This window comes from Acidobacteriota bacterium (assembly GCA_016703965.1).
GTDB lineage: Bacteria > Acidobacteriota > Blastocatellia > Pyrinomonadales > Pyrinomonadaceae > OLB17.
The window spans coordinates 1,815,582-1,829,039 of the sequence record JADJBB010000021.1; the positions used below are offsets into that span (position 1 = coordinate 1,815,582).

Annotated in this window: 10 protein-coding genes; 6 read left to right on the plus strand and 4 right to left on the minus strand. The window is 51.4% G+C overall.

Going from position 1 to position 13,458, the window contains the following annotated elements; genetic code table 11:
• The first annotated feature begins 129 nt into the window (after positions 1 to 129).
• Entirely contained in the window at positions 130 to 786 is a 657-nt protein-coding gene (locus IPG22_15170; protein ID MBK6589627.1) for a hypothetical protein, read from the plus strand.
• Here the strand turns inward: IPG22_15170 and mfd are convergent, their stop codons facing one another.
• Positions 787 to 4,425 carry a transcription-repair coupling factor gene (gene mfd / locus IPG22_15175; protein ID MBK6589628.1) on the minus strand — a complete coding sequence of 1,213 codons (3,639 nt, stop codon included), beginning with the start codon at positions 4,423 to 4,425 and terminating at the stop codon, positions 787 to 789.
• 142 nt (positions 4,426 to 4,567) lie between these two features.
• On the opposite strand from mfd, the gene IPG22_15180 reads away from it, so the two are divergent.
• From IPG22_15180 to IPG22_15190, 3 genes are all read left to right on the plus strand, one after another.
• Positions 4,568 to 4,915, plus strand: a complete 348-nt coding sequence (locus IPG22_15180) for a hypothetical protein (protein MBK6589629.1) — start codon at positions 4,568 to 4,570, stop codon at positions 4,913 to 4,915.
• A 3-nt stretch (positions 4,916 to 4,918) separates the two neighbouring features.
• Complete coding sequence (lysS, locus tag IPG22_15185; protein MBK6589630.1) at positions 4,919 to 6,610, plus strand: lysine--tRNA ligase; 1,692 nt, start codon at positions 4,919 to 4,921, stop codon at positions 6,608 to 6,610.
• A gap of 108 nt (positions 6,611 to 6,718) precedes the next feature.
• Entirely contained in the window at positions 6,719 to 7,642 is a 924-nt protein-coding gene (locus IPG22_15190; GenBank protein ID MBK6589631.1) for a DMT family transporter, read from the plus strand.
• 14 nt (positions 7,643 to 7,656) lie between these two features.
• Here IPG22_15190 and IPG22_15195 read toward each other — a convergent pair whose 3' ends face one another.
• Entirely contained in the window at positions 7,657 to 8,160 is a 504-nt protein-coding gene (locus IPG22_15195) for a hypothetical protein (protein MBK6589632.1), read from the minus strand.
• Between the two features lie 107 nt (positions 8,161 to 8,267).
• Complete coding sequence (locus tag IPG22_15200) at positions 8,268 to 9,590, minus strand: Y-family DNA polymerase (GenBank protein ID MBK6589633.1); 1,323 nt, start codon at positions 9,588 to 9,590, stop codon at positions 8,268 to 8,270.
• A gap of 38 nt (positions 9,591 to 9,628) precedes the next feature.
• Here IPG22_15200 and IPG22_15205 point away from each other — a divergent pair, with 38 nt between their 5' ends.
• Entirely contained in the window at positions 9,629 to 9,895 is a 267-nt protein-coding gene (locus tag IPG22_15205) for a type II toxin-antitoxin system ParD family antitoxin (GenBank protein MBK6589634.1), read from the plus strand.
• On the plus strand, positions 9,895 to 10,206 hold the full coding sequence (locus tag IPG22_15210) for a type II toxin-antitoxin system RelE/ParE family toxin (GenBank protein ID MBK6589635.1): 312 nt from the start codon (positions 9,895 to 9,897) through the stop codon (positions 10,204 to 10,206). Before IPG22_15205 ends, IPG22_15210 begins: the two co-directional genes overlap by 1 nt.
• Before the next feature lie 12 nt (positions 10,207 to 10,218).
• On the opposite strand, the gene IPG22_15215 is transcribed toward IPG22_15210, so the two are convergent.
• Positions 10,219 to 13,452, minus strand: a complete 3,234-nt coding sequence (locus tag IPG22_15215) for an error-prone DNA polymerase (GenBank protein MBK6589636.1) — start codon at positions 13,450 to 13,452, stop codon at positions 10,219 to 10,221.
• Positions 13,453 to 13,458: the final 6 nt, after the last annotated feature.

The following is a 13,458-nucleotide window of genomic DNA, read 5'->3' on the forward strand; positions in this document are numbered from 1 at the left end:
AACGTGGGTATGATGCAGAAACCGGGCGGCGGGTTTATTGCGAGCCGCGAAAGCACCGATAACAGGAATACTGCCTGATTAGTCGTTTTTAAAAAATGCAGGTCTCTGCGGCCTCCCAACGATCTTCTGATGAACAAAAAATGTCCCAATTGCCGTCTCGTGAACTACGCGGACGCCTCAGAATGCGTTCGCTGTGAGGCTGTTTTCGGCGAAAATGCGACAACGATCACCGGCGGCGTCGCGCGAAAGCCTTCGATCCTAACTCGCGTTGTGATCTGCATCGCGGTGTGCTTCGCCCTCCTGATCGGCTTTTACCTTTCGCTGATCGGCACGTCCAGGTCGCTTACGTTCGATCAGAAGGCTACTGTTCGCGATTCGATCAACATCATCCGGTCACAGGGCTTCGAGACGGAGGCAATGATGCTTGACCGGTATACGGTCTATCGGGCAAGCGATAGTTGGTTCAATTCCATGATCCCGAAGGAAAATGCATTTGCCGCGACGAATTTCCCGTTCGAGATAATGACGCTTTACCCGGATTTCTTTACTTATCCGGTCGATGAGACCGAACGAGCGGCGATCTTACTCCACGAAGCGAGACACCTGCTGGGCAAGGACGAAAAGGACGCGTACGAATTCGTCTGGAAAAACCGAGCGAAACTAGGATGGACCAAGCAAAAATATCTGCATTCGCCCGTTTGGGATAACGTCCGCCGTCAAACCCGCGAATACGCCCCGTCGCTCTTCATCTGCGATGGCTCCGATTTTAACGACTGCACCGAATGATCACGATCTGATCGCTGTCAGGCATTCAGAGGCCGATTTGATCGGATCTGCTGTTTTCACCGGAATTCTTAAAATGCCGCTCGGTGAGAAATTCGATTCTTCATTCTCAGATAAATACTGCATCAGCTTCTCTGGCGAAACGCGGGCCGATTCGCCGAGTTTTATCGCGATGCCGTCAGCCGTGCGGTCGATCGAGACAATGGCCATGCGTTCGGCTAGTTTCCTGAGGCGGCCGTATGCGAAAAGGTTATCGACCGAACGCGGAATACGTCCGTAGCGGTCCTCGATCTCGGCGTGGATAGTCGTGAGTTCGTCCTCGGTCTCGGCGGAGGAGATGCGTTTGTAAGTTCTGAGGCGCTGGCTCGTATCCGAAATGTAATCCTTCGGAATAGCGACATCGATACCCAGATTGATCGAAACGCTCGTCTCGTCCGAGATCTCATCGCCGCGGATCTCGCCGATCGTACGTTCGAGCATTTTCGTGTAAAGATCGAAGCCGAGAGCATCGAGGTGTCCCGATTGCTGGCCCCCGAGAATATTTCCGGCTCCTCGCAATTCAAGATCCAAAGCCGCAAGTCTGAATCCCGCTCCGAGGTCCGAGAATTCGCGGATCGCACTCAAACGTCGTCTCGCGATCGGCGTTAGCTCGATCTCACTTGGGATCAGCAAGTACGCATAAGCACGGCGATTTGATCTGCCGACGCGGCCGCGAAGCTGATAAAGCTGCGACAGGCCGTAATTGTCGGCTCGGTTAATGATTATGGTGTTCGCACGCGAGATGTCGATCCCGTTTTCGATGATGGTCGTTGCGACGAGGATGTCGTATTTGAAATCGACGAAATCGAGCATCACCTCTTCCATTTCCTTCTCGTTCATCTGCCCGTGGCCGATGGCAACGCGGGCGGCGGGGACGATCTTTTTGATGAGAGCGGCGATGGCTTCGATTGACTCAACCCGGTTATGAATAAAAAACACCTGGCCGTTGCGGGCGAGTTCGAGCTCGATCGCGGAACGAATAACGTTCTCGGAGAACTGCACGACCTGCGTGTTGATCGCCAGACGATCCCGCGGCGGCGTTTCGATCACGGACATGTCACGCATGCCGAGCAAAGACATATTCAACGTACGCGGAATCGGCGTCGCCGAAAGCGTGAGAACGTCGACCTTTTTCTTTAGCTGCTTCAGCTTTTCCTTATGCCCGACACCGAAACGCTGCTCTTCGTCGATGACAACGAGGCCGAGTTTTGGCAGTTTTACATCGGTCGACAGAATTCGGTGTGTACCGATCAGAACATCAACCTCGCCTTTGCCTGCTGCTTCGGACACTGCTTTCTGTTCCTTAGACGAACGAAAACGCGACAGCAGATCGATCTTTACGGGAAACGCCGCAAATCTCTTCTTAAAACTCTCGAAATGCTGATACGCAAGCACGGTCGTTGGCGTCAGGATCGCGGCCTGTTTGCCGTCCATCACGGCCTTGAACGCTGCACGCATCGCAACCTCGGTTTTGCCGTATCCAACGTCGCCGATGATGAGGCGATCCATCGGGGTCGGCGTTTCCATGTCGGTCTTGACGTCCTCGATCGCAGCGGCCTGATCGACGGTCAGATCGAAAGGAAATGCGTCCTCAAACTCATGCTGCCAAGGTGCGTCGGGCGGAAAGGCGTGCCCGGTGACGAGTTTGCGTTCGGCGTAAAGCTTGAGCAGTTCGTCAGCCATGTCACGCATCGCGCGTTTGGCTTTCGCTTTAGTTTTCTGCCAGCCAAGGCCGCCGAGGCGGTCGAGTGTCGCGGTCGTAGTCTCGCCCGACGAATACCGCGAGACGAGATCCATACGCTCCACCGGCACGAACAATTTTGCATTGTCCGAGTAGATGAGCAGCATGAACTCACGTTCCGTTCCTGCGGACGCTATTGTCTGCAAACCGTCAAATCGGCCGATGCCGTGATCGATGTGAACTACGAGATCGCCAGTCTTGAGATCGCGAAAATCGGAGATGAACGCGCCGAGTTTGCTCTTCGAACGCTTCGCCGGTTCCTTCGCCGGACGAAACTCGCCCTGCGTCACCTCGCCAAAAATATCGCCCTCGGTATAAACCGTCAGGTCGAACGCCGGCAGCTCAAAACCGCCGGAAACAGTTCCGATCCTGATCGAATCGCCCGCGAGCGTCGCGTCGTATTCGCGAAGGATCTCTTCCAAACGCTCGGCCATTCCCGGCGTTTGGATAATGATCTCGGTTCGGCCTTTCGCCGATTTGAATTTTGCTGCCGATCCCAGTTCGATAACGAATTGCTGGATATTCCCGTGAAACTTCTGCGTCGAACGGGATCGCAACTCGATCTCGGTTGCTTTCGAAGCGGATGAAAACAAAAAGATCGGTTTCCGAGGGGCAGAACCGGGAGCGATCGCGACTGGGCTCTTTTCACCGCTATCAGGAAACCCAGTAGCTATCGCTCCCGGTTCTGACCCGAGCTGAAACTGTTCGTCCGTTTCAGCGGCGATTCGGCCCAACGCACGCATCTCGAGACTCGTTGTACTTTCCAACTTTTTGCGGAGTTGGTCAGGCGTTAAGAAAAGCTCGTCAGGAGCAAGCCCGACTTCACCGGAATCTATCGTCGCTCTGTAACTGTTATCAATATGATCGTACAGCCCGGTCAGGCTGTGTTCGATCGCGGTCGGTTCGTCGATGACGAAGATGCAGTCGGGAAGATGGTCGAAAATTGTTGCGGTGAGTGGTTTTGATGCTGGAATTAAAAATTCCCAGCCTGAAAAAGTTTCGCCTTGCTCCGCAAAATCTGTACGGTCCTTTAATCCGCGGGCGAATTTACCATCCGAGAACCGGTCGCGTGCAAAAAATGCCCAATCCTTAAAATCCTGCACCGACGCAGCAAACTCTCGCATCGGAGCGATAGCGATCTCTTTTAATTGCCCCGTCGAAAGCTGCGTTTCGGGATCGAACGAACGGATCGATTCCACCGTATCGCCAAAAAACTCCACACGCACAGGCGAATCAGCGTCCGGGGACCACACATCGACAATTCCGCCGCGAACCGAAAGCTGTCCCGGACCGAAGATGGGTTCCTCGCGAACATATCCGCCCGCAAACAGACGCTCGATCAGCGTTTCGGGGGCAAAATCTTTGTCGCGGATCAAAACACAGCCCAAAGCAGCGATCTCGTCCGGCGAAACGGTTCGCTGGATCATCGAGCGGGCGGAAAGCAGAACGAATTCGCTCTTATGATTCTTTAACTGCCACAGCCCAAGTGCACGGCGTTCCTGCGTTTCCGCGTGGGGCGAAACGCCTGAGTATGGATCTGCTTCGAATGATGGCAGGACGATTATCTGAGATCTCAGATCTGAGATCTCAGATGAAAAGAAATCGAGGTCCGAATTCCACTCCTCAAGCGAAGTGTTCGATTCCGTCACGACCGCGAAGGTCTTTCCGGTTTCCGCGCGCAGTTTTGCGAGCACAAATGCCTTCGACGAGACCGAGGTCATTCCGCTCAGGCTCACCACACGCGTGCCGCCCTTTATTTCCGCCAACAATTTATCGAACACATCCACCATAAACACACCTATCCGCAGAAAACATATCGCGGGGGCATCGACGCCCTTCGCACACGTTCTCCTGCGGTACATTCATTTTGCCATATTTGCAAGAAGTTTGCCGTGGTCGCGGTGGTTAACTATAATCAAGAGTTCGAATCTTCGGGCTCCTTTTTAGCTCTTTATCATGTATTTACCGATAAATAAGCGATGGATTCTGATATTGACACCGATTTTGATCGGCGTTATTTACTGCCTCGTTCTAGTTACAGGCAGTATGGGTTTTATTCCACGTTTAAGAGCCTCCTCTCAAAGTCCGGACGGCGCGTGGACAGTAAACGTTTACGAGAAAAGACTCTGGCCGCGACCATTTTTTCCCCGCATGGGCGCCGTTGCGAAAGTTTTTGATAAGGATCAAAAGCTTGTTTTTGAGAAAGTGATCTATCATGACGACGATTTTGATGACACGGTTGGAACGTCATTTAATACCGTTTCTTTCGTCGGCGACGAAGCACTTATAGGCCCAGATCCTTATATTCAGGGAAAGAATTTTGTTATCAATTTAGCGGAACTTCGAAAGTAAAGTATGAGCATTCCATCATTTGACGAGATCATTGAGCCGAACGATCAGGTCGAGGCGCGCAAGGCTTCGCTTGCTGCGTTGAAGGCGTTGGTTGGTAACGTTTATCCGAATAAGTTCGTGCGGAGCAAGATCTCCGGCGTGGAAGACACGATCACGAATTTAAAAGCCTACGCACCGGTCGTCGAGATCGTTGACGAGATAAAAGCTGTCGTCGCGACTCTCGCTGAACGTGAGCGGCCGCCGGCGGAGTTGAAAGATGCATTGAATGAGAGATTAAAAGCTTTTGGCAGCGTACGCATCTCCGGCAGGCTGACAACGCCGACGCGGGGGAATTTTGTTCATCTTACGGACGGAATCAATAAGCTGCAGATCTATTGCAACAAAAAAGGCCCGCTCGCGCTTGTTTTGAATGACGGAAACGACACGCTCGACGAGGAAAACGGTTGGAACGCGTGGCAATTGCTTGATCACGGAGATTTTGTCGGTGCCGAAGGATATTTATTCATCACAAACACCGGCGAACTCAGCGTGCATGTCGAAAAGCTCCAGTTCCTGGCCAAAGCGATGCTGCCGATGCCTGACAAAATGCACGGCATCGCCGATCCGGAATTGCAGCGGCGTTTTCGTTACGCGGATCTAATTGCGACAACGCTGCAGGTCGAACATGACGGTTTAACGACCCGCGAGGTTTTTGAGCGGCGTGCAAAACTTGTTTCCGGCCTTCGACGCTTTCTCGACGACTCCGGCTTTATCGAGGTCGAGACGCCGATGCTCACGCCGAAGGCTACGGGAGCCGCGGCGAAGCCTTTTGAGACGCATCATAACGCTTTGGACATCCCGCTTTACGCACGCGTCGCTCCGGAGCTTTATTTAAAGCGTCTGGTCGTCGGCGGGTTCGAGAAAGTTTATGAACTAAACCGAAACTTCCGCAACGAAGGCCTTTCGCAGCGTCATAACCCGGAATTCACCATGCTCGAATTCTACGTCGCCTACATGGACGTCAACGGCATGATGGATCTCGCCGAAACCATGATAAAAGACGCCGTCGCTAAGGCAAATGACGGCAGTTTGGTGGTGAAATATGGTGAGAATGAGATAGATTTCACGAACTTCAAGAGAACTTCGATGAGAGATGCGGTCGCTGATCTGTCAGTACCACCTGCGGTAGCGGGTGGTTTAAGTCAGCCGACCACAACCGACATGCAGAACGACACAGTTCAACCACCAGCTACCGCAGGTGGTTCTGACTCGGCCGCAGAACTTCTCGCATCGTTCGAAGAACATGTTGAATCGACGCTGATTCAACCAACTTTCATTGTTGATTACCCAAAATCAATCTCCCCGCTCTCGAAAGCTTCGCCGGAGGATCCAAATATCGCGGAGCGGTTCGAATTGTTTATAAACGGAATGGAAGTCGCCAATGGATTCTCTGAATTGAACGATCCGAAGGAACAATACGAGCGTTTTGTGGATCAAATGTCCGAGCGCGAACGCGGCGACGAGGAAGCGATGGTTCTCGACGAAGATTACATCCGTGCCCTAAGCTACGGAATGCCGCCCGCCGCTGGCATCGGCATCGGAATCGACCGCCTGGTCATGCTCCTGACCAACAAACACTCGATCCGCGATGTTATTTTGTTCCCGCACATGAGGCCGGAGAAGAAAGACGGGGAGAAAGGGAGTGGAGGAGAATAGGAGAAGAAACGGGGAGATTTAACGCAAAGTCGCGAAGAAGCAAAGACGCAAAGGATTATTTCATATTCTTCCTTTGCGTCTTTGCAGCTTAGCGTCGTTGCGTTGAAAATGATTTTGAATGGTTTTTTCTACACAAGCTGCGCGCTTTTTGCGTTCGCGTTCAACTCGATCCTGTGCCGAATGGCTTTGGGGAAGGATGAGATCGATGCGGCGAGTTTTACTTCGATCCGGCTGTTGGCGGGTGCGGTTATGCTTTTGGCGTTGGTTGCTGTTCGTAGCCGTGGCACAAGCCCGCGCGTAAGCAAGGGCGAATTACGCGAGTCGGAGGATTCGCCCTTGCTTACGCGCGGGCTTGTGCCAGGGGGCAGCGGTCTTCTGCAGAGCGGAAACTGGCTTTCGGCGTTCTTTTTGTTTGCTTATGCGGTTTGTTTTTCGTTCGCTTACTTAGGTTTAACCACGGGAACAGGGGCGTTGATCTTGTTTGGGTCGGTGCAGATGACGATGATCGCGGTTTCGCTGGTTCGGGGCGAGCGGCCGAAGGTTTTGGAGTGGCTCGGGCTGGTTATCGCGGTCGGCGGGCTTGTTTATCTGGTGTTTCCGGGCCTAACGTCGCCGCCTTTACTTAATTCCGCACTGATGGCAGCCGCCGGGACCGCGTGGGGAGCATATTCGCTTCGCGGCAGAGGCAGCAAGGACCCTTTGGCAGACACAATGGGCAATTTCGTCCGATCTTTGCCCATGATCGCAGTCGTCGCGGCCGTTTTTTATCCCCAAATACATCTCTCCAGCCGCGGAATCATCCTCGCCATCCTCTCCGGAGCAGTCGCCTCAGGCGTAGGCTACACGATCTGGTACACCGCCCTAAAATTCCACACCGCCACCCGCGCCGCCGTCCTGCAATTATCCGTCCCAGTCATCGCTGCGGTCGGCGGAATTGTGTTTTTGGCGGAAACTTTCTCGACGCGATTGCTGGTAGCCGGAATTATGATCATTTTGGGGATCGGGATGACGATATTTGGGAAAAGATCATAGATGATGTGATGGCTTCACGGTTTTTTCGGTTGAGAAGTAAATCGTACCGAATCTATCATATCGAGTGCAATTTGTTTTGATTCTGCATTCTGGTAGATGATAAATATAGAGACCGGGTTACCGACACGCGGCGATTCCTTAAACCGAGCGTTCACATTGAACTGTTTCTTAGGCTCCTTATATTCCGAAGCATCTGCAAATTTAAGGGTAGTAATCTTACATTCCTCTCCGTCGACCACTTTCTGAAATTCTAGGTAGTCCAAATCCCCGTAATCCTTTTCTAACGGACCATTATAATACCCTTGCTCGATAGTGACGGTCATCTCATCGTTTTTGAACTCCCAGACACTAGAGTCAAGCGGGAGAATTTTGATGGCCCTCATGGAATCGCGAATTTCCATCGTGGAGTCAGCAAGATTCACCCTTTTTGTCTTTTCATCCTTCAGCCGGGGTCCAGCAGCTTCCGGTGTGTACGAACTTACCGGACTGCTATTACTAACGGCCCTGTTTGTTTCCATCGGAATGTTATCTGGTGACGCACACCCGAAAAAGGCAAATGATAATACGAATAGAACCCTCAAGTAAGACATATTTAATCAAATTCTATCAGGGGCTTTCCTCAAGTCTACAAAAACCTCACAGATTTACTAAAAACTTTCCCTTGCCCAAGCGTATCGCGGCCGACGTGATGGTATGTGTCGTTGCCGCGGTGTTCGCTTTTGCCTTGCCAGCCGCCTTTGTCTTCGAGAGCGGCGAAACGGAGGACGTCGCGGCCGTAGCGGAAGTTTACTTCGTCGATTATCTTGCTCAGAACATGCCGCCGTTCGAAATCGCGGCGTTCGAAGAGGCGATTTGAAATGCGTCCGGTCTGCGTGAGATCGCTGAGGATCACTCCGGCTTTTCTGTACTGATAACCGGGCACGAAAACCTTGTCCAGACAGGTCTCGACCCATCCATAGATCTCGCTCGTCACGTCGGAATGATAGACGGACTTATACGCGTGCGTTTTGAAATACATCGCAGGCACGGGGCGAAAGCGATCTGTCTGCAGAAAGACCGAAACGGTCTTGGTAGCGAGCCCATTCCAACGCATTTTCTCTAACGCACGCGTTGTGAAGTATAAAATGGCGTTCTTCAGTTCCGCGAGATCGCTCAGCGGCTGGCCGAAGGTGCGTGTGTGAGCGATCGATTTGTTATCACGCTCGGTGACCTCCATCGAGAGGCATTTCGTGCCGTTTAGCTCCAGAACCGTTCGAGCGCCGAACTGGTTCAGCAGTCCGCGGACCATTTCGGGATCGGAATTCTTCAATTGAAAAGCCGTTTTGATCCCACGGCCTTCCAAATGCACCGCCGAACGCGGCCCGACTCCCCAAATGCTCCCAACCGCCGTCTTTTTAAGCGCCAGATCTGTGTACGGCGAATCATATAGGTCCAAAACACCGTTCGCCTTAGCAGATTTTTTCGCAATATTGTTCGCGAGCTTTGCCAGGGTTTTGGTGCGGGCGACGCCGACGGAAACCGGGATCTTTGTGATCTCGAGGATCTTGTTTTTGATATGGGTGCCGAGGTACGAGAGTTTGTCGGGAACGCCGGCGTCGATAAACGCTTCATCAATGGAATAAAGCTCAAGCTTTTCGGCACCGATGTCTTCGGTGAGGACGTTCATCACGCGGTGGGAGAATTCGTAATAAAGTGCGTGGTTCGCGGAGATTATCGCCGTATTATTTCGCTCAAGCAGATCACGATACTGAAACAAAGGCGCCACCATCGGCACACCCAAAGCCTTTACCTCATTGCTCCGCGAAATAATTATCCCGTCGTTATGCGAAAGAACAACGACAGGCCGCGTGAGCAGCTCAGGATTGACCACCCGCTCGCACGAAGCGTAGAAGTTGTTGCAATCGACCAGGGCGATCGCATGATCATCGTGTGTTCTATTCTTTGCCATCTATTGCCAAATGTTGTTTGATTCGCTATCATTCGACTATGTCATCAATATCCACAATAAACATTTCGCTTCCTCATTCGATGAAACAGGACGTTGACGAGATCATCGCCAATGAAGGGTACGGAAATACGAGTGAGTTCTTTCGCGATCTGGTTCGCCGATATATGCACGAGCGTCGCGAAAGAAGGTTGGAAGACCTTCTGGTCGAAGGCTTAAAGAGCGGAGATCCAACGCCTTTGACGAAAAAAGATTTTGAGGCGATAAAAGAACGAGGGCTCAAGCGTTTGCAGGCCAAGATCAAGTGATGACTCGTCCCATCTTTAAACGCCCACAGGCTGAACGCGACATCGAGGAGTGCTTCGTTTACATCGCTGAGGAAAACCTTGATATCGGTATCTCCTTCCTCGTCGCGGTTGAAGACAGCCTTGAGCAACTTTCGAGAATGCCGTTGATAGGCAGGGTCAAGGCTTTTAAGAATATGAATGGCCTCACCCTTCGTATCTGGCCGGTCAAGAGATTTGAAGCCTATCTCCTCTTTTATCTGGCTGACGACGACTCGGTCGAACTTGTACGTTTGCTGCACGGTTCGCGAGATATCGATGGACTGTTCGGATAGTACGTTCATAACTCATCTGAAGTTGTGAGCCACAACTTCTGTCTTCGCTTCTGTCAGCGGAGTGAAATGGATCGCCTTTAACATTCCGCGTTCCTCGAATATGCCTCTAATGATCAGATAATTACTCTGATTGATCACCGCACGGTATTCTTCGAATTTATCCGGCATCACGACAAAATTCGAAAAGCCTGTCTCGTCCTCAAGCGTTATAAAAACAACATTATTAGCCGACATCGGCCGCTGGCGGATGATGACCGCTCCAGCCGACGAAACGACCTGGCCTTTTTTGAGGTTGAGCGTTTGCTGAGCAGATAAAATGCCGCGACGGTTCAGATCCTCACGGAAAAAAGCCATCGGATGTTTGCCGATAGAGATTCCGGTTTTGCGTAGATCGGCATCGACCAGTTCGAGGCCTTCAAGGCGGGTTAGGAATGCGGAATGCGGAATGCGGATTGCGGATTCTGTGTTGTTAGGAGATTTTTCCCTTCTCGCGGAGTTTTCTGAATCAGAATTAGTAAATCCGCGATCCGCAATCCGCGATCCGTGATTAAAGAGATCGCCCTGCGGCTGGATCGCGAGTTCCGATTCCCACAAAGCCTGGCGACGGTGAATCGTATTATCAAAATTCAAAGCTCCGGCGATGCTTAAAGCTCTTATTTCACGTTTATTTATCTCAGGAACACGGTCGATGAGGTCGGCGATGCTTGTATATTCGCCGGAACGCAGGCTGCCAGCCTGCGTGTCCGCCGCAAACTCGCAGGCTGGCAGCCTGCGTTCCGCAACGATCTTTCTCCCGACTTCCGCCCTCAACCCACGTATGTATTTCAACCCCACGCGCACATCGTCTTCCTCGACGGTGAATTCATACTGCGACTTATTTATATCCAGCGGGCGGAAATGCAGCCCGTGCCGCTGGGCATCTTTTACCAGAGTTGCCGCAGAATAAAATCCGAGCGGATAGTTATTGAACATCGCCGTCATGAATTCGGCTCGGTAATGAACCATGAAATAGGCCGATGCGTAAGCGAGCAGGGCAAAGCTGAATGCGTGAGATTCAGGAAAACCGTAGTTTGAGAAAGCCTTTACGCAGGCGACGATGTTTTCTTGAATAACCTCAGGTATATTCCTTTCGGTCATCCCGGCTCGCAGTTTTTCGCCGATCAGATCGAGCTTTATGTCAGGGCGTTTGAACCCCATGGCTTTACGCAATTCTTCAGCTTCCGAACCGGTAAATCCGGCTACGTCCATCGCGATCTTCAAGAGCTGCTCTTGAAAAAGCGGAACACCTAAAGTTCGCTTGAGAGTAGGCTCTAACGAGGGATGAATGTAATCGACCTTTTCCAATCCCTGACGTCGATTGAGATACGTGTGCAGCATTTTTCCGACTATCGGGCCGGGGCGAATGATCGCGACCTGGACCACGATGTCATAAAACACTTTTGGTTTGGATTTCGGAAGGAACGCGATCTGAGCACGGCTTTCGACCTGAAACATGCCGACCGTATCGGCGTTTTGCAGAGCTTCAAAGACCTTGTCGTCATTTTTTGAGATCTTGTACAGATCGAGTCTCTTTCCATGATGCTTGTCGATCAGCTCGATGGTGTCTCTTAAAACCGCCATCATTCCCAAACCTAAAAGGTCTATTTTTACTATCTGCAGAGCATCGCAGTCATCTTTATCCCATTGGATGATCGTTCGGCCCGGCATCGAGGCCGGTTCGAGCGGCACTATTCCGTCAAGCCTTTCCCATGAAACGACCATCCCGCCGGAATGCTGGCCGAGATGTCGCGGAAAATCTAAAATTCGCTGATAAAGATCGGCAAATTTTCTCAAAGCCAGATCGGTTGACGCGTCAAATTCTTCTTCCTTTAATCGCCGGTCAAGTTCTTTGCCTTTGAAGGTTTCGTAGTGAGAATTAAGCTTTGAGAGTTTTTTGAGGACCTCCGGGCCAAAGCCGAATGTTTTACCAACCTCGCGGACCGCTGATTTGCCTCTGTAACTGATGACGTTTGCCGTCATGCCGGCACCGGTGCGGGTATATTTTTGATAAACGTGCTGGATCACCTTTTCGCGATCGTCTCCCGAAGGAAGATCGATGTCGATATCCGGATATTGCTCATATTTCTCAGAGAGAAAGCGTGCAAACAGCAGTTTGTTCTGTATTGGTTCGACAGCGGTTATTCCGAGGGAATAGCAGACGACCGAATTAGCGGCTGAGCCACGACCTTGTGCCAAGATCTTTTCCCTTACACAAAAATCTGCGATATCAGAAACTGTCAGAAAATAACCAGACAGCTTTTTCATTTCGATGATGTTGAACTCTTTTTCGAGCCGCGATGTTACCTGGCTTCTTATCGACCAGGGTTCATGTCTATATCGTTCATAAGATCGCTCTATCGTTTTTGCCCGAAGACAAGCCTCCATTGTTTCGCCTGACGATATGGGGAAGTCAGGAAAGTTGTATCGAAGCTCGTCCATCGAGAACTGGACACGTTCGGCAATTTCTGCGGTTATATCAACTGCTTCAGGAAAGTCCTCAAAGAGGGCGAGCATTTGTTTGTGGCTCTTTAGATATCGTTCACTATTTTCAGAAAGCAGTTTTCCTGCTTCGTATATAGTTGTGTGATTTTTGATGCAGGTAAAAACGTCAAAAAGCTCGCGGTCATGTTCGTCGGCGAAATAGGCTCCGTTGCTGGCAAAGCAGTCGAGTCGAAACTTTGCGGCGAGTCCGCGTAGATGCTGATTTATATTTTCCTCGTGGCGTATGTGATGGCGTTGCAGCTCGACATAAAGACGACCCGGAAATACATGATTAAGCCAGCCGAGATCGTGCTGTCCCGTGCCATTTTTGATGCTTTTGTGTACAAAACCATCCGCACCGCCGGTAAAGCACAACAAGTCTTCGGAAAATTTCTCAATATCTTTTCGCGTCGCGAAATGCTCGCCTTTTTTGTTACGGAGTTTTATGTCGGTGATCAGCCTGCTGAGGTTTTGATAGCCTTTGAGCGTCATCGGAATGAGCGGCAAAAGGCTGCCGTCGTCCATCGTGATCTCGGAACCGATGATCGGCTTTATTCCATGCTCTTTTGCCTCGAAATAAAAACGCACCGCTCCGGCGACCGTGTCGCGGTCGATCAACGCTGCGGCACTCATTCCTAGTTCCGCCGCACGCTGCGCCAGCCTCTGCGGCTGTGAGCCGGAGGATAGAAAGCTGAACGCGGAGCGTGTGTGAAGTTCGCAGAACATATTCGG

What these genes read in the sequence shown, in the direction of transcription:
- IPG22_15170 (MBK6589627.1), top strand. Translation starts at nt 130, where the DNA reads ATGAACAAAAAATGTCCCAATTGCCGTCTCGTGAACTACGCGGACGCC.
- mfd (MBK6589628.1), bottom strand. Translation starts at nt 4,425, where the DNA reads ATGTACCGCAGGAGAACGTGTGCGAAGGGCGTCGATGCCCCCGCGATA.
- lysS (MBK6589630.1), top strand. Translation starts at nt 4,919, where the DNA reads ATGAGCATTCCATCATTTGACGAGATCATTGAGCCGAACGATCAGGTC.
- IPG22_15190 (MBK6589631.1), top strand. Translation starts at nt 6,719, where the DNA reads ATGATTTTGAATGGTTTTTTCTACACAAGCTGCGCGCTTTTTGCGTTC.
- IPG22_15195 (MBK6589632.1), bottom strand. Translation starts at nt 8,160, where the DNA reads ATGGAAACAAACAGGGCCGTTAGTAATAGCAGTCCGGTAAGTTCGTAC.
- IPG22_15200 (MBK6589633.1), bottom strand. Translation starts at nt 9,590, where the DNA reads ATGGCAAAGAATAGAACACACGATGATCATGCGATCGCCCTGGTCGAT.
- IPG22_15205 (MBK6589634.1), top strand. Translation starts at nt 9,629, where the DNA reads ATGTCATCAATATCCACAATAAACATTTCGCTTCCTCATTCGATGAAA.
- IPG22_15210 (MBK6589635.1), top strand. Translation starts at nt 9,895, where the DNA reads ATGACTCGTCCCATCTTTAAACGCCCACAGGCTGAACGCGACATCGAG.
- IPG22_15215 (MBK6589636.1), bottom strand. Translation starts at nt 13,452, where the DNA reads ATGTTCTGCGAACTTCACACACGCTCCGCGTTCAGCTTTCTATCCTCC.